The 16,007-nt window shown below is 68.5% G+C and carries 16 protein-coding genes; 15 read left to right on the forward strand and 1 reads right to left on the reverse strand.

All coding sequences use genetic code 11. The features are described from left to right. Nucleotides 1–80: 80 nt before the first annotated feature. From RCF34_RS20755 to RCF34_RS20785, 7 genes are all read left to right on the forward strand, one after another. Entirely contained in the window at nt 81–860 is a 780-nt protein-coding gene (locus RCF34_RS20755) for a class II aldolase/adducin family protein (protein ID WP_308709874.1), read from the forward strand. Further along, on the forward strand, nt 857–1,810 hold the full coding sequence (locus RCF34_RS20760; protein ID WP_308709875.1) for an ABC transporter substrate-binding protein: 954 nt from the start codon (nt 857–859) through the stop codon (nt 1,808–1,810). The genes RCF34_RS20755 and RCF34_RS20760 overlap by 4 nt, the downstream gene beginning before the upstream one ends. Then, nucleotides 1,807–2,781, forward strand: a complete 975-nt coding sequence (locus RCF34_RS20765; RefSeq protein ID WP_308709876.1) for an ABC transporter substrate-binding protein — start codon at nt 1,807–1,809, stop codon at nt 2,779–2,781. Before RCF34_RS20760 ends, RCF34_RS20765 begins: the two co-directional genes overlap by 4 nt. Nucleotides 2,782–2,985: 204 nt before the next feature. Then, entirely contained in the window at nt 2,986–4,014 is a 1,029-nt protein-coding gene (locus RCF34_RS20770) for an ABC transporter substrate-binding protein (protein WP_308709877.1), read from the forward strand. A 63-nt stretch (nt 4,015–4,077) separates the two neighbouring features. Then, complete coding sequence (locus RCF34_RS20775; RefSeq protein ID WP_308709878.1) at nt 4,078–4,920, forward strand: MetQ/NlpA family ABC transporter substrate-binding protein; 843 nt, start codon at nt 4,078–4,080, stop codon at nt 4,918–4,920. Beyond that, the gene (locus RCF34_RS20780) at nt 4,917–6,011 is read left to right on the forward strand and encodes an ATP-binding cassette domain-containing protein (protein WP_308709879.1); all 1,095 of its coding nucleotides are present in this window, start codon (nt 4,917–4,919) and stop codon (nt 6,009–6,011) included. The genes RCF34_RS20775 and RCF34_RS20780 overlap by 4 nt, the downstream gene beginning before the upstream one ends. Beyond that, entirely contained in the window at nt 6,004–6,657 is a 654-nt protein-coding gene (locus RCF34_RS20785; protein WP_308709880.1) for a methionine ABC transporter permease, read from the forward strand. The genes RCF34_RS20780 and RCF34_RS20785 overlap by 8 nt, the downstream gene beginning before the upstream one ends. A 175-nt stretch (nt 6,658–6,832) precedes the next feature. Here RCF34_RS20785 and RCF34_RS20790 read toward each other — a convergent pair whose 3' ends face one another. Further along, on the reverse strand, nt 6,833–7,846 hold the full coding sequence (locus RCF34_RS20790) for a GntR family transcriptional regulator (protein WP_308709881.1): 1,014 nt from the start codon (nt 7,844–7,846) through the stop codon (nt 6,833–6,835). A gap of 284 nt (nt 7,847–8,130) precedes the next feature. Here RCF34_RS20790 and RCF34_RS20795 point away from each other — a divergent pair, with 284 nt between their 5' ends. The 8 genes from RCF34_RS20795 (at nt 8,131) to RCF34_RS20830 (ending at nt 15,843) form a co-directional block, all read left to right on the forward strand. After that, nucleotides 8,131–9,486, forward strand: a complete 1,356-nt coding sequence (locus RCF34_RS20795) for an amidase (protein WP_308709882.1) — start codon at nt 8,131–8,133, stop codon at nt 9,484–9,486. Between the two features lie 73 nt (nt 9,487–9,559). Then, a complete protein-coding gene (locus RCF34_RS20800; protein WP_308709884.1) occupies nt 9,560–10,441 on the forward strand; it encodes a polysaccharide deacetylase in 882 nt (293 codons plus the stop codon). Between the two features lie 25 nt (nt 10,442–10,466). Then, nucleotides 10,467–11,825 (forward strand): MFS transporter, encoded by a 1,359-nt coding sequence (locus RCF34_RS20805; RefSeq protein WP_308709885.1) that lies wholly within the window; start codon nt 10,467–10,469, stop codon nt 11,823–11,825. Between the two features lie 11 nt (nt 11,826–11,836). Beyond that, nucleotides 11,837–12,607, forward strand: coding sequence for an SDR family NAD(P)-dependent oxidoreductase (locus tag RCF34_RS20810; protein WP_308709886.1), 771 nt, complete (start codon nt 11,837–11,839; stop codon nt 12,605–12,607). Nucleotides 12,608–12,617: 10 nt separating this feature from the next. Beyond that, a complete protein-coding gene (locus RCF34_RS20815) occupies nt 12,618–13,367 on the forward strand; it encodes an SDR family NAD(P)-dependent oxidoreductase (protein ID WP_308709887.1) in 750 nt (249 codons plus the stop codon). A 9-nt stretch (nt 13,368–13,376) separates the two neighbouring features. Further along, on the forward strand, nt 13,377–13,676 hold the full coding sequence (locus RCF34_RS20820) for a hypothetical protein (RefSeq protein WP_308709889.1): 300 nt from the start codon (nt 13,377–13,379) through the stop codon (nt 13,674–13,676). After that, nucleotides 13,673–14,662 (forward strand): GTP-binding protein, encoded by a 990-nt coding sequence (locus RCF34_RS20825; protein ID WP_308709890.1) that lies wholly within the window; start codon nt 13,673–13,675, stop codon nt 14,660–14,662. Before RCF34_RS20820 ends, RCF34_RS20825 begins: the two co-directional genes overlap by 4 nt. Next, nucleotides 14,659–15,843 (forward strand): signal peptide prediction, encoded by a 1,185-nt coding sequence (locus RCF34_RS20830; protein ID WP_308709891.1) that lies wholly within the window; start codon nt 14,659–14,661, stop codon nt 15,841–15,843. Before RCF34_RS20825 ends, RCF34_RS20830 begins: the two co-directional genes overlap by 4 nt. Nucleotides 15,844–16,007: the final 164 nt, after the last annotated feature.

A 16,007-nucleotide genomic window follows, 5' to 3' on the forward strand; every position in this document is an offset into this window, starting at 1 on the left:
CGGCTCACAACGTTAGGTTCTAAGCAGACCAGGGCAACGCCCGTCGCCCTGGCGCCTCTTCTGCTTTCGGAGCCCCCTGCATGACCGCCTTCCACAACGCCCTCGCCAGCGTCCGCGCCCAGGTGTCCGCCGCCGAATGGGAGGCGCGAGTCAAGCTCGCCGCCGCCTATCGCCTCGCCGCCCGCGAACGCTGGACCGACCATATCTACACCCACTTTTCGCTGCGGGTGCCGGGGCCGGAAGCGCACTTCCTGATCAATCCCTTCGGCCAGACTTTCGACGAGATCACCGCCTCTTCGCTGGTGAAGGTGGACATCGATGGCGAGATCGTCCTCGACCCCACCGGGCTCGGCATCAACCCGGCCGGCTACGTGATCCACAGCGCCATCCATCGTGCCCAGCCGGAGCTCCATGCGGTGCTGCACACCCACACGGCCGCGGGCATCGGCGTCTCCGCCCAGCGCGGCGGACTGCTGATGCTTTCCCAGCACGCCATGAGGTTCTTCGGCCGCCTGGCCTATCACGGCTACGAGGGCGTGGCCCTGGATCTGGATGAGCAGAGCCGGCTGGTGGCCGACCTCGGAACGCACCCGGCGATGATCCTCTGCAACCATGGGTTGCTGACTGTGGGTGCGAGTCTGGAGGAGGCCTTCTGGCACCTCTATTACCTGGAGCGCGCCTGCGCGGCGCAACTGGCGGCCCAGAGCGGCGCTGCCGAGCTGGTGATCGCCGCGGACGCCGTCGCGCAGAAGGTCAGCGAGCTCATCCCCGGCAACCTGGCGCGCGGCGCCCATGTCCGTCACTGGGAAGCGGCGGTGCGCCAACTGGAGCGCCACGAGGGCCGGGAGTACGCGCAATGAAGCGATTGCTCGCCACGCTGGGTCTGGCGCTGCTGCTGGGGCAGGCCCAGGCGGCGCCGGATCTTTCCGGGGTGACCCTGGTGCTGGGTGACCAGGCCCGCGGTCTGCGCGCCATGATGGAAGCCGCCGGTACCCTCGAAGGCGCGCCCTACAACTATCGCTGGGCCAACTTCCAGGGTGCCGCGCCGTTGTTCGAGGCCCAGCGCGTCGGCGCGGTGGATACCTCCTATGCCGGGGACCTACCGGTGCTGATGGCCGCGTCCGGCGGCGTGCCGCTCAAGCTCATCGCCACCAATGTCGGCTTTCCCCAGGCCAATGGCCTGTTGGTGCAGGCCGATTCGCCGATCCGCGCGGTGAAGGATCTCAAAGGTCGCACCGTGGTGGTGTCCTCGGCCAAGGGGAGCATTTCCCAGCACCTGCTCTATGCCGCGCTGGAAGAGGCCGGCCTCAAGCGTGAGGACGTCACGGTCAAGTTCGTGCTGCCCACCGACGCCAGCGCCGCCTTCAATGCCGGGCAGATCGACGCCTGGGCGACCTTCGATCCCTATCTCGGCATCGCCGAGCAGCACGGCGCCCGGCTGCTGCGCGATGGCCAGGGGCTGACCACCGCCCTGGGCTTTCTCACCGCCACCCCGGCGTCGCTGGAGGATCCGGGCAAGCGTGCCGCCATCGCCGATTTCGCCGGACGCCTGGCCCAGGCGCGGGCCTGGGCGGTCGCCCATCCACAGGACTATGCCCGGGTCTACGCCGAGCTGACCCGGCTGCCGGAAGGGGCCGCGGAGGCCATCTCCACCCGCACCTCCCGAGGCCTGCGCCCGGTACAGCCGGCGGACGTAGCCGCGGTGCAGAAGGTGGCCGATCTCTTCAGCGAACTGCAGGTGCTGCCCAAGCCGGTGGTGGTAGCCGCCCTGGCCGATCCCTCCGTCTTCACCCAGGAACCCACGCCATGACGTCCTTCCGCCACCTCCTACTGGCACTGCCGGTGCTGCTCGCCGCCAGCGCGGCCCTGGCCGCCGAGACCCTGACCCTGCGCATCGCCGACCAGAAAGGCAACATGCGCGCCCAGCTGGAGGCGGCCGACGGGCTGCGCGACCTGCCGGGCTATCGTATCCAGTGGGCGGAGTTTCCCGCTGCCGCGCCCCTGGCCGAGGCGCTCAATGCCGGGGCGGTGGATGCCGGCATCATCGGCGATGGCCCGCTGCTGTTCGCCCTGGCCGCTGGCGCCCCGGTCAAGGCCATCGCCGTGGACAAGTCCGATCCCTATGGTACGGCGGTGATCGTGCCGCACGCCTCGCCGCTGCGCTCGGCGGCCGATCTCAAGGGCAAGCGCATTGCCACCGGCCGTGGCTCCATCGGCCATTACATCGCCCTGAAGGCGCTGGACTCCGTGGGCCTGACCGCCCAGGACGTGAGCTTTCGCTTCCTTGGTCCGGTGGACGCCAAGATGGCCCTGGCCAATGGCTCGGTGGATGCCTGGGCCACCTGGGAGCCGTACACCGCCCAGGCCGAACAGGTCGACGGTGCGCGGGTTTTGGTCAGTGGTCGCGGACTCTGGGCGGGTAACAGCTTCCTGGCCGCCACCGACACGGCCCTGGCCGATCCGGCCCGGCGCGCGGCGCTGCAGGACTACCTCGACCGCCTGGGCGCCGCCCAGCGCTGGGGCTATGCCCACCTCGACAGCTATGCCAGGACCCTGGCGCAGATCATCGGCTTTCCCGAGGCGGTGGCCCGGCTGCAATTCGACCGCCGCCAGCTGCACTGGGAGCCCATCGACCAGCAGGTGGTGGCCGACCAGCAGGCGGCAGCGGATTTCTACCACCGCAGTGGTCTGATTCCGCAGCGGTTGGATGCGCAGGCGACCTTCGCCGCGGGGTTCCGGGTCGCCAAGTCGGACGAGCCGCGGCAGGCGGCGCGGGAGTAGCGCGGTAGGTGCGCGTGGGCCGTGTTGGGCTTCGCGTTGCTCAGCGCCAACCTACTGACGGGCGCCCCCTTTCCCGGGGGGAGAGGGCTGGGTGAGGGGAAAGGCACACCTGCTCTCGACCTATCCATATAACCCATCCTTATTTCAAAAACGCTGAACAGCTTGAGTAGGCTATAAGCCAATTCCATGGATGAGCGCGCCACGATGCCCTTACGTTTTCCCTTCACTCGTCGCCCCCTGGCCCTGGCGCTCACCGTCAGCCTGCTCACCGGGTTGGCCGCCGCACCCCAGGCAGCCCAGGCCGAGGGTACCCTGCGCATCTCCGAACAATTCGGCGTGTCCTACGTGATCCTCCATGTGCTGCGTGACCAGCAGCTGATCGAGAAGCACGGCAAGGAAGAGGGCGTCGACATCAAGGTCGACTGGATAAAGCTGTCCGGTGGCGCGGCCGTCAACGAGGCGGTGCTGTCGGGGGCGGTGGACGTAGGCTCCGCCGGGCTCGGACCGCTGTTCACACTCTGGGACCGCACCCATGGTCGCCAGAACGTTAAGGCCGTGGCCAGCCTGGGCGCCTTTCCCAACTACCTGGTCACCAACAACCCGCAGGTGAAGACCCTGGCCGACTTCACCGCCAAGGACCGCATCGCCGTGCCGGCGGTCAACGTCTCGGTGCAATCGCGCTTCCTGCAGTACGCCGCTGCCCAGGCCTTCGGCGAGAAGAACTGGAATCGCCTGGATCCCCTGACCGTGGCGGTGCCCCATCCGGATGCCACCGCCGCGGTGATCTCCGGCGGTACCGAGATCAACAGCCACTTCGCCAACCCGCCGTTCCAGGAGCAGGAACTGGCCAGCGGCAAGGTGCACAAGGTACTCAGTTCCTATGACGTGCTCGGCGGGGCCGTCTCGCCCAACCTGGTGTTCGTCACCGAGAAATTCCGCCGGGACAATCCCAAGACCTACAAGGCCTTCCGTGAGGCCCTGGTCGAGGCCGGGCAGATCATCGAGAAGGACAAGGCCGCCGCCGCCCGTACCTATGTGAAGGTCGAGAATTCCCGCCTCGATCCGGCGCTGATCCAGCGGATCATCGAAAGCCCCGAGGTCAACTTCGACACGGCGCCGCAGAACACCCTGAAGCTGGCGGAGTTCATGTACCGCATCGGGGCCATCCGCAATCAGCCCAGCAGCTGGCAGGACTATTTCTTCGTCGACGCGCCCGAGCAGAAGGGCAGCTGATCCCTTTTCCCTTACGGGTTCCACCGGACCACCGGACGAGCCCTCGACATCTCGAGGTCTCCCATGGCTATTCCTCCGATCTTCCAGCGCCTCGGGCTGCTCCTGGCGAGCACCACCCTGGTGCTGTCCGCCCAGGCCGCCGAGCCGCTGAAGATTCGCCTCGGCATCAACGACAGTCCGCAGAACGCCGCCCTGGAGCGCGCCGCCGAGGTGGCGCGGGAAAGGGGCGTGGAGGTGGAGATCGTCGCCTTCAGTGACTGGAACACCCCGAATCTGGCGCTCGCCCACGGCGACATCGACGTCAACTACTTCCAGCATCAACCCTTCCTGGAAAACGCCAACGCCCAGAACGGCTACGGCCTGGTGCCCATCGCCTACGGCGTGGAAAACAAGGTCGGCCTCTATTCCAAACGGGTGAAGCGTTTCGCCGAGGTGCCGGACGGCGCCACCGTGGCGGTGGCCGACGATCCGGTCAACCAGGGGCGCGGGCTGCACCTCTATGCCCGTGCCGGCCTGATCCAGCTCAAGCCCGGTACCGGGCCCAAGGCCAGCCTGCAGGACATCGTCGCCAATCCCCGCCATCTGAAATTCATCGAACTGCCCGGTCCGCAACTGGCGCGGGTGCTGGACGACGTGACCCTGGCGCAAAGCTATCCCTCGCACATCCTCGCCGCCGGCACCACGGATCCCGACAGTGCGCTGCTGTTCAGCGACGACGAGGCCAGCGGTCACCTCTATGCCCTGAGGTTCGTGACCAAGCCGGACAAGGCCGACGACCCGGCGATCCGCACCTTCATCCAGGTGTTCCAGAACGATCCGCGGGTGCGCGAGGCCATCGCCAAGGCCTATGGCAATCCGCAGCTCTACAGCCTCGCCTGGCTTAACCGGCAGGAGGCCGCCCGATGAGCAATGCGCTGCTTAGAACCGCACCGGCGCAGCCGGCCGGCGAACCCCAGGCCGCCCCGGCCCGCGAGCATCTGCGCCTGAGCGGGGTGCACAAGATCTACACCGGCGGTGCGCTGCCGGTCACCGCCCTGGCGGACATCGACCTCAGCATCGCCCGTGGCGAGATCTTCGGCATCATCGGTCGCAGTGGCGCCGGCAAGTCCAGCCTGATTCGCACCCTCAATCGCCTGGAAGACGTCAGCGCCGGCCAGGTGCTGGTCGATGGCGTCGACCTCGGCACCCTGCAGGGCGACCGGCTGGTGGCGCTGCGACGGCGCATCGGCATGATCTTCCAGCACTTCAATCTGCTGGCCTCGCAGACGGTGCTGGAGAATCTGGCCTTGCCGCTCAAGGCCGCGGGCTTTCGCCGCGACGAGATCGAAGCCCGGGCCCGGGAATTGCTCGAGCTGGTCGGGCTGCAGGGCAAGGAGCAGGTCTATCCCTCGCGGCTGTCCGGGGGCCAGAAGCAGCGGGTGGGTATCGCCCGCGCGCTGATGCTGAGGCCCGAACTGCTGCTCTGCGACGAGGCCACCTCGGCGCTGGACCCGGAGACCACCCAGTCGATCCTGGCGTTGTTGCAGGACATCAACCGCCGCCTGGGGCTGACCATCGTGCTCATCACCCACGAGATGGCGGTGATCCGCCAGATCTGCGACCGGGTGGTGGTGCTGGAGCACGGCCGTATCGTCGAACAGGGCCCGGTGTGGCAGCTGTTCGGCGCGCCCCAGGCAGAAGCCACCCGGGCGCTGCTGGCCCCCCTGGCGGCCCAGCTGCCGGCGGATCTGGCCAGGCGGCTCGGCGCTACTCGGCAACCGGGCGCCCGGGCCGTGCTGGAACTCAGCTACGACGGCCAGGGTGCGGAGCCCGACTTCCAGGCGCTGGGCCAGGCCCTGGGGGCACCGGTCGAACTGCTGCACGGCGGTATCGACCGCATCCAGGGCCATGCCCTGGGCCGCCTGCTGGTAGCGACCGCGGCGTCGGAGCGACGGCTGGCCAGCTTCCTGACCCAGGCCGGGTTGTTCGCCCGGGCGGAGGTGCTGGGCTATGTCTGACTTCATGCTCAAGGCGCTGTGGAAGGCCTTTCTCGATACCCTGACCATGGTCAGCGTGTCGGCGGCCATCGTCTGGTTCGCCGGCATCGCCCTGGCGGTGGTGCTGGTCACCACCGGGCGTGGCGCCATCTTCGCCGCGCCCACCCTCAACCGGGTGCTGGGCACCCTGATCAACGCCTTTCGCGCCACGCCCTTCATCATCCTGCTGGTGGCCCTGATCCCGCTGACGCGGCTGATCACCGGGACCACCATCGGCGTCTGGGCGGCAGTGGTACCCATCACCCTCAGCGCCACGCCGTTCTTTGCCCGCATCGCCGAGGTCAGCCTGCGCGAGGTCGGCGGTGGGGTGATAGAAGCGGCCCAGGCGCTGGGCTGCGAACGGCGGCACATCGTCTTCAATGTGCTCCTGCCGGAGGCGCTGCCTGGCATCATCGGCGGCTTCACCGTGACCCTGGTGGCCATGATCGGCGCCTCGGCCATGGCCGGCGCCATCGGCGCAGGGGGGCTCGGCGACCTGGCGATCCGCTATGGCTACCAGCGCTACGACACCCAGGTGATGGCCGTGGTGATCGCCATCCTGGTGGTGCTGGTGTGCGGCATCCAGTTCATCGGCGACCGCTACGTGCGGCATCTGCAGGCGCGCTAGCGGGGTGTTTCAGACGTTCCCGCAAAGAGTTGGCGAGTCATCCTTTGGCGGTTCGGCGCTCCCACCTGGCTAGGCACCGCGACGAGTCATGGCAGGGCTATGGCGAGAAGTGGCAACGCCGCCGGGGCCGAAAAAGCGGCGCCAACATTGTGTAGATAACTGCTGAAACGCCACACTAGCTGAGGCGCTCCAGATAGGCCGGCAATTCCGGGTCGGGCAGCACCGAGAGCACCTTGAGCCGCTGCAGGGTGCGATCACGGCCGCGCAGGAGGTGATTGCGCAACTGGCTGGCGGCCGAGTCCGGACTGCCCACCAGCAGGGATTCCAGCACGAGGCGGTGTTCCACCAGCACCGCCTCGTCCAGCGGCGTGCCGAGCGACTGGTGGAAGATGCGCGACACGTTCAGCGGACTCTGGCTGTGGGCGATCAGCTGAGCCAGCTTGCGATTGCGCAGGCCGGCCAGGCAACGCCCATGCAGGTCCGCCTCGATGCGCTCCACCGCCGTCCAGGAGGTCGGGGCAGGGTGGGCGGCCAGTTGTTCCAGCCGCTCGAGCATCGCCAGCAGCTCGCTGCGTGCCAGGCCCGTCGCGGTCTGCAACAGCGCCTCGGGTTCCAGCAGGGCGCGGATCTCGTAGTCATCACGGATGGCCTGGGCGGTGAGCGGACCGGCTAGCCACTGGCCATAGGGTTCCTTTTCCACCAGGCCGCGGTCGCGCAGCCGCATCAGGGCTTCGCGTACCACGGCGCGACTGACGCCCAGGTGGTCGGCCGCCTGCTGCTCGTCCAGGCGGAAATGGCCGAAGAGCAGAGCGTGGCTGACACAGGCGGCGATCTCGTCGCCGACCCGCTCGCCCAGGGAGCGCGTATCGATCAGTTCGTCGCTGCTGTCCAGCCCGAGCAACTGGCGGGTCAGCGGCTGGCGCTGCGGCTCGCCTGCAGTCCCGGCCGGATCGATCAGATAGCCACGCCCCTCGAAACGGCGGATCAGGCCTTCCTCCTGCAACAGCGTCAGCGCCTGGCGCACCGGTACCCGACTGGTGCCGAACAGCTGTGCCAGCGGCGCTTCTACCAGGACCAGCCCCGGCACCGCGCGACCGGCCAGGATGGCTTCGCGCAGCGCATTGCGGATCATCGCGTAGCGCGCGGCAGTACGACTGTCATCGAGGGGGGCGGGGACTGCTGCCGACATCGGGGGCCTTCCGGAAACGAGATGAGAATTGTGGCACAGGCCTGCGACCTTTCGCGCGTTACTACCGGGGTCAGGTGCGCGCACGGTAACGGGGCAGGCGTTACGGTTCTGCACAAAGATGGATCTGTTTAATTTAAGTACATTTATTGGCCGCTGGTGAAGAAAGGATCTAGCGACCTCTAGGCGCTGGCTTTGCGATTAAGTAGCAGCCTTTTTCTCAAGCTGGCACAAAGCCTGCTCTATCAAACGTATCAAATTATAAAATGTACGTTTAAGGAGCAGCCATGGATTCCGCCCACGCCCTGTCCCTGGATGCGGTCGGTCTCGGCGAGGCCTATGCCGCCGGTACCCTCGATCCGGTCGCGGTCTTCGAGGCGGCGCTGGCACGCGCCCAGGCATCCTCGGCCGTATTCATCAGCCTTACCGCCGCGCGTGGACGCGCCGAAGCCCTGGCCGCGCGCGGGCGCTGGCAGACCGGGCAGCCGCGTTCGCCGCTGGATGGCGTGCCGCTGGCCTGGAAGGATCTGTTCGACCTGCAAGGCGAGGTCACCACCTGCGGCGCCGAGCTGCGCCGCCTGGCGCCACCGGCGGCCACCGACGCCGAGCTGGTGCAGCGCCTGAGCCGGGCCGGCCTGGTCAGCCTGGGCAAGGTCAATCTCAGTGAGTTCGCCTATTCCGGCGTGGGATCGAATCCCCATTTCGGCACGCCTGCCAATCCCCGGGCGCAGGGTGAGGTGCGCATACCCGGCGGCTCCTCCTCGGGGTCGGCGGTGGCTGTCGCCGCCGGCATCGTGCCCCTGGCCCTCGGTACCGACACCGCCGGTTCGGTGCGCCTGCCGGCCGCGCTCAATGGGCTGGTGGGTTATCGCCCCAGCCTGGGGCGCTATCCGGCGACCGGCATCTTTCCGTTGGCCGCATCCTATGACGTGCCAGGTCCGCTGGCGCGCAGCCTGCGCGATGTGCAGTGCCTGGATCGCCTGCTGACAGGCGCTGCCGCCCGACCGCTGCCGGCGCTGACGGCGCTGCGCGTGGTGCTGGACCTGAGCGTGCTGGACGACGCCCGGGTGGAGCCGGCGGTGCGGGCCAATCTGCTGGCCGCCGCCGAGCGGCTGACCCGCGCCGGGGTGAGCGTGGAGCGCCGCGCCCGCACGGTCTTAGCCGAGGCCCTGGAATTTCTCGCCGCAGAAGGTTGGCCAGGGGCCCTGGAAGCCTTCGCCCTGCACCGCGAGGTGCTCGACGGTCCCGCGGCCGCACGCCTGGACCCACGGGTACGGCAGCGCCTGGAGCGGGCACGGGCCTTGCCCGATGGCCAACTGGCCGTTCTGCATGAACGCCGCGATCAGCTGCGGGAGCGCTTTGCCGCCGAATTCGCCGAGGCGCTGCTGTTGGTGCCGACGGTGAGCCGCGTGGCACCGCTGCTGGCTCCTCTGGAAGCCGACACAGACCTCTTCGCGGCCACCAATCTGGAACTGCTGCGCCTGACCATGGCCGGCAGCCTGCTCGGCGCGCCGGGTGTCTCGCTACCCAGCGGTCGCGATGCCCAGGGCCTGCCCACCGGCCTGTTGCTGGTGGCTCCCGCCGCCGCGGACGAGCGCCTGCTCGATGCCGCCACGGCCGTGGAAGCCCTGGTGAGCGCCTGATTTCAAGCGGCGGTGGCGGGGGCCCGGCTCCGTCATCGACCTGGGTTTCTTCCGGGTACTGGAGAGTGCAACGATGGCCAAAGAAATTTTCGTTTCCATCGGCGTCGACGTCGACGCGGTGGCGGGCTGGCTCGGTTCCTACGGCGGCGAGGATTCGCCCGATGACATTTCCCGCGGCCTGTTCGCCGGCGAGGTGGGGTCGCCCCGGCTGCTCAAGCTGTTCGAGCGCTACGGCCTCAAGACCACCTGGTTCATCCCGGGCCATTCGGTGGAGACCTTTCCCGAGCAGATGCAGGCGGTGGCCGCGGCAGGCCACGAGATCGGCATCCACGGCTACAGCCACGAGAATCCCATCGCCATGACCCCCGAGCAGGAGGAGGCGGTGCTGGACCGGTCCATCGAGCTGATCACCGCCCTGGCCGGCAAGCGGCCCACCGGCTACGTCGCGCCCTGGTGGGAATTCAGCCGGGTGACCAACGAGCTGCTGCTGAAGAAGGGCATCAAGTACGACCACAGCCTGATGCACAACGACTTCTCTCCCTACTACGTGCGGGTCGGCGACAGCTGGACCAAGATCGACTACAGCCAGCAGCCCGAGAGCTGGATGAAGCCGCTGGTGCGCGGCCAGGAAACCGATCTGGTGGAGATCCCGGCCAACTGGTACCTCGACGACCTGCCACCGATGATGTTCATCAAGAAGGCGCCCAACAGCCATGGCTTCGTCAATCCGCGCCATCTGGAAGAGATGTGGCGCGACCAGTTCGACTGGGTCTATCGCGAGATGGACTACGCCGTCTTCCCCATCACCATCCACCCCGATGTCTCGGGGCGGCCGCAGGTGCTGCTGATGCTCGAGCGCTTGATCGAGCATATCCAGGGTCACGCCGGGGTGCGTTTCGCCACCATGGACGAGATCGCCGACGACTTCCTGCGGCGCCAGCCGCGCCAGCGCTAAGCGCCCAGCCCACAGGTACAGGACCATGACCCTCCCTGCCGCCCCTTCGCTCCACCCGGAAACCCCCACGGCAGCCTGGAAACCGCAGCCGCTGTCTTCCGGTGATGTCCGCTACGCCACCTGGATCGCCTTCTTCGCCTGGGTGTTCGCCGTCTACGACTTCATCCTGTTCGGCACCCTGCTGCCGGTGATGGGTGGGCACTTCAACTGGAGCGAAGCCGAGCAGGCCGAACTTGCCACCTGGGTAGCCCTGGGCGGAGCCATCATCGCCTTCGCCATCGGCCCGCTGGTGGACCGGATCGGTCGCCGCGGCGGCATCATCGTCACCATTGGTGGCACGGCCGTGTGCTCGGCGCTGACCGCACTGTGCGCCGGCATGGGCAAGGTGCCGCTGGTGCTGGTACGTTCGGTGGCCGGCCTGGGGTATGCGGAGGAGGGGGTCAACGCCACCTACCTGACCGAGGTCTATGCCGCCTCCGACGATCCGCGGCTGATCCGCCGCCGGGGCTTCATCTACAGCCTGGTACAGAGTGGCTGGCCGATCGGTGCGCTGATCGCCGCAGGTCTCACCGCCTTGCTGCTGCCGCACATCGGCTGGCAGGGCTGCTTCGTGTTCGCCGCCGTGCCGGCCTTCGTCATCGCCGTGCTGGCGCGCAAGCTCAAGGAAAGCCCGCAATTCCAGGTCCATGCGCGGATCCAGCGCCTGCGTCGCGAAGGCCAGGAGCAGGACGCCCGCAGCCTGGCCCGGGAATATGGCGTGGACTACGAAGAGCACGCCAAGGCCGGCGTGGCCATGGCCTTCAAGGGCCAGGCCCTGCGCCCGACCCTGGTGCTGAGCCTGGCCATCCTGCTCAACTGGTCGGCGATCCAGGTGTTCAGCGTGCTGGGGACCTCGGTGATCGTCAGCGTGCACAAGCTCAGTTTCGAGAACTCGCTGTGGATCCTGGTGCTGTCCAACGCCGTTGGCTTCATCGGCTACCTGTTCCATGGCTGGCTGGGCGATCGCATCGGCCGGCGCAATACCGTGGCCCTCGGCTGGATGTGCGGCGGCCTGGCCTTCTTCGCCATGCTGCAGGCGCCCAGCCAGCTGGTGCCGGTGGTGGCGCTCTACAGCCTGGGGCTGTTCTTTCTCACCGGGCCCTATTCGGCCATGTTGTTCTTCATGGGCGAAAGCTTTCCCACCAGCATTCGCGCCACCGGTGGCGCCATCGTCCACGCCATGGGACCGATCGGCGCCATCCTCGCCGGCCTCGGCATCACCAGCGTGCTCGGCAGCGGTGGCCAGTGGCACAGCGCCGCGCTCTGGTTCGGGGCCCTGCCGTGCTTTCTCTCCGGCCTGGTGATGTGGGCCGCCCGCCACGTCGAACCCACCAGTCTCAAATGACAGGAGCCCACATGACAGCTCATACCTCTCCCGTCGCCCTGATCACCGGTGCTGCCAGCGGCATCGGCCAGGCCCTGGCCGTGGCCTATGCCCAGCAGGGCGTGCGGGTGGTCGGCGGCTACTACCCCGGCGATCCCCATGACCCCGAAGACACGCGGCGGCTGGTGGCCGCCGCGGGTGGCGAGTGCCTGCTCGAACCCCTGGACGTCAGCGACAGCGCCTCGGTGGATGCCCTGGCCGATGCCGCCCTGGCGCACTTCGGCCGCCTCGACTATGCCGTGGCCAACGCCGGGCTCCTGCGCGCCGCGCCGCTGCTGGAAATGAGCGACGCGCGCTGGCACGAGATGCTCGATGTCGACCTCACCGGCGTCATGCGCACCTTTCGCGCCGCCGCGCGGCACCTGGAGGAGGGCGGTGCCCTGGTGGCCATCTCCTCCATCGCCGGCGGCGTCTACGGCTGGCAGGACCATGCCCACTATGCTGCCGCCAAGGCCGGGGTGCCGGGACTGTGCCGCTCACTGGCCGTCGAACTGGCGCCGCGTGGCATTCGTTGCAACGCGGTGATTCCGGGCCTGATCGAGACCCCCCAGTCGCTGGACGCCAAGAACTCCCTGGGTCCAGAAGGGCTGGCCAAGGCCGCCCGCAGCATTCCCCTGGGGCGAGTCGGCAGGCCCGACGAGGTGGCGGCGCTGGTGCGTTTCCTGACCAGTACCGAGGCCAGCTACATCACCGGCCAGAGTCTGATCGTCGACGGCGGTCTCACCGTCCGCTGGCCGGATTGAGGAGAAGGACATGTTCGAGCTGACAGACCGCCGCGCCCTGGTGACCGGCGCGGCCAGCGGGATCGGCGCCGCCATCGCCCGCAGCTACGCCGGCGCGGGCGCGCGCCTGGTGCTGGCCGATCGCGACGCCGAGCGACTGGCGCGGGTGGCCGCGGAATGCCGTGCCCTGGGGGCCATGGTGACCGAGACCGTCGCCGACGTCGGCCAGCCGGAGGGCGCCTGGGCCGGAGTGGACGCCTGCGTGGCGGCTTACGGCGGCATCGACATCCTGGTCAACAATGCCGGGATGCTGACCCAGGCGCCTTGCGTCGACCTGACGCTGGAACAGTGGAACGACATGCTGCGGGTGGACCTCACCAGCGTCTTTCTCGCCAGCCAGCGCGCCCTGCCGCACATGCAGGCGCAGCGCTGGGGCCGCATCATCAACGTCGCCTCCCAGCTCGGCATCAAGGGTGGCGCCGAGCTCTGCCACTATGCGGCGGCCAAGGCCGGGGTGATCGGCTTCACCAAGTCGCTGGCGCTGGAGGTGGGCCGCGACAACGTGCTGGTCAACGCCATCGCCCCCGGACCCATCGAGACCCCGCTGGTGGATGGCATCAGCGCCGACTGGAAGGCGGCCAAGGCCCGCGAATTGCCGCTGGGCCGCTTCGGCCGGGCGGAGGAGGTGGCGCCGGTGGCGCTGCTGCTGGCCAGCGACCCGGGGGGCAACCTCTTCGTCGGCCAGACCCTGGGCCCCAATTCCGGCGACGTCATGCCCTAGGAGGTAGCCATGTGCGGACTGTGCGGCCTGCTCGGCCCGGATCTCCACTGGAGCGATCCGCTGGACGACGACCTGCCCCGGCGGCGCGAGCGCCTGCGCCGGGTCGCCGCCATCAACCGGGTGGTGGCGCCATTCCGGCTGACGGTGAGCGACGTCCAGGGCGCCTCCTACCTGATCCAGGGACCAACTGGACGCCAGGCCCTGGCCGAGGGGCTGGACGATCTCTGGCGCCAGGCGGAGGCGGTGCTGGGACGACCGCTCGATCCCCTGGATCCGCGGGTGCTGGCGCCGCTGGAGTTGGCGCCATGAGCCTTGCCGTCAATGTCATCACCGGTTTTCTCGGCAGCGGCAAGACCACCCTGCTGCGGCGCCTGCTGGCCCAGGAGGCCCTGGGCGAGACGGCGCTGCTGATCAATGAATTCGGCGAGGTCGGCATCGACCACCTGCTGGTGGAAGAGGTGGCCCCGGACACCGTGCTGCTGCCCAGCGGCTGCGTCTGCTGCTCGGTGCGCGGCGATCTCAAGGCGGCGCTGCTGACCCTGCACGGTCGGCGCACCCGCGGCGAGATTCCGGCCTTTCGCCGGGTCCTGCTGGAGACCACCGGCCTGGCCGATCCGGGGCCGATCCTGGCCACCCTCAATCTCGATCCCCAGTTGCGCGGCCGCTTCCACCTGGGCTTGCTGGTGACCGTGGTGGACGCCGAGCACGCCGCCTTGCAGGAAGGGCTGCACCCGGAGTGGCTCAACCAGGTCACCGCGGCCGACCGGCTGTTGCTGAGCAAGGCCGACCGGGTCGCGCCTGCCGTGCTGGAGCGGCTGGACCGGCAGCTGGCCCGGCTCAATCCCACCGCCACCCGGGCTCTGGCGGCTTCCGTGGCCAGCGGCGATGACCTGCTGCTGGGCGAGGGCCTGCGCGCCGCCGATCCGGCGGCCGAGGTCGACCGTTGGCGGCTGTTCGCCGCGGTCGCCGAAGGCCGCCACGGCAGCGCCGAGGTCTGCTGCCTGGAGTTCGACCGGCCGCTGGACTGGATGGCCTTCGGGGTGTGGCTGTCGATGCTGCTAAGATGCCACGGGCAACGCATCCTGCGAGTCAAGGGCATCCTCGACGTGATCGACGCCAGCCAACCCATCGTCATCCACGGCGTGCAGCACAGCCTGCATCCACCGGTGCATCTGCCGGCCTGGCCGGCGGGCGAACGCCGCTCGCGCCTGGTGTTCATCGTCCGTGACCTGGACACCGCGCTGCTCAGGCGCTCCTTCGCCGCCTTCATGGGCGGCCTGGGCCGGGCCGCATGAGCACGCCGCTGACGCTGAGGGTGCTGGGCACCTCGGTGACCCTGCTCGAACCCATCCGCCAGCGGGCGGAGGCGGAGCTGGGCATCCGCCTGGTCTACCAGATCCACGACGTCCAGACCGCCCAGCGTATCGCTGTGCTGGAGCCGGGCAGCTACGATCTCTATGACCAGTGGTTCCACAACGTCGACTTCGTCTGGCCGGCGCGGGCGATCCAGCCCATAGACATCCGCCGCATCGCGCTCTGGGAAGAGATCAACGACCTGCCCAAGCGCGGCCGGCTGCATGCCACGGATCGCCTGGCGCCCGGCTGCCGGCCGTGCGACCGTCTCTATGTGCAGCACGACGGCAGCCTCGGCGGCCAGCCCAGCGAACGCATCAGCATGCTGCCGCTGACCCACAACGCCGACAGCTTCGCCTATCGTCCGGAAAGCCTGCCTATGGCCCTGGCGGGTCAGCAGGAAAGCTGGGCCTGGCTGATCGACGAAGGCTGGTGCGGCCACAGCGCCCTGCAGAGCGACGCCGCCATCGGCGCGCTGGACGCCGCCCTGGCGATCCAGGCCGCCGGCCTCGCCCGTTTCGACGATATCGGCAATCTGCGCCTGGAGGAGATCGACCGCCTGGCCGAGTTGCTGGTGGAGCGCCAGCGCCATCGGCACTTCGCGGCGTTCTGGTCCGACGACCGCAGCGCCGGCGAGCTGACCCTGGCCGCCGGGGTGGACATCCAGAGTCTCTGGTCGCCCATGCTCATGGCCCTGCACCGGGCAGGGGTGGATTATCGGGTGGCGGTCCCGCGCGAGGGCTACCGCGCCTGGTTCGGCGGCCTGTCGCTGTCGCGCTGCGCGGAGGGGCGGGTGCGCGACGCCGCCTATGCCTACCTCAACTGGTGGCTGGCCGGCTGGCCCGGGGCGGTGATGGCGCGCCAGGGGTTCTACATTGCCAATCCGGTGCGGGCGCGGGATCACCTGAGCGCTGCCGAGTGGGACTTCTGGTACGGCGGCCTGCCGGCCCGTGAAGAACTCGCCGGCAGCGACGGCCTTCCGCTGATCGAGGTGGGCCAGCGTCGCGAAGGCGGTTCCTACGCCCAGCGCATGAGCCATATCGGGGTGTGGAATTCGGTGATGGACGAGCACAACTACCTGGTGCGGCGCTGGAGCGAATTCCTGCGCACCACGGCGGCCTGAGGCGACAGCGTTCCGGCGAGAAAGGCGTGCCAGACGCGTTGCTGCGCTGTTGCCCAGGCGACAGCGACTGGACAGCTGCCCTTGGCGCTACAACAGAAATCGTCTTACGTTTTATCGCAAGTCATTGATTAAAAACGCTTTTTTAACTTGGTTCGGTTCTTGAT

The sequence above is a fragment of the Pseudomonas sp. 102515 genome, from assembly GCF_031085165.1.
Classification (GTDB): domain Bacteria; phylum Pseudomonadota; class Gammaproteobacteria; order Pseudomonadales; family Pseudomonadaceae; genus Chryseomonas.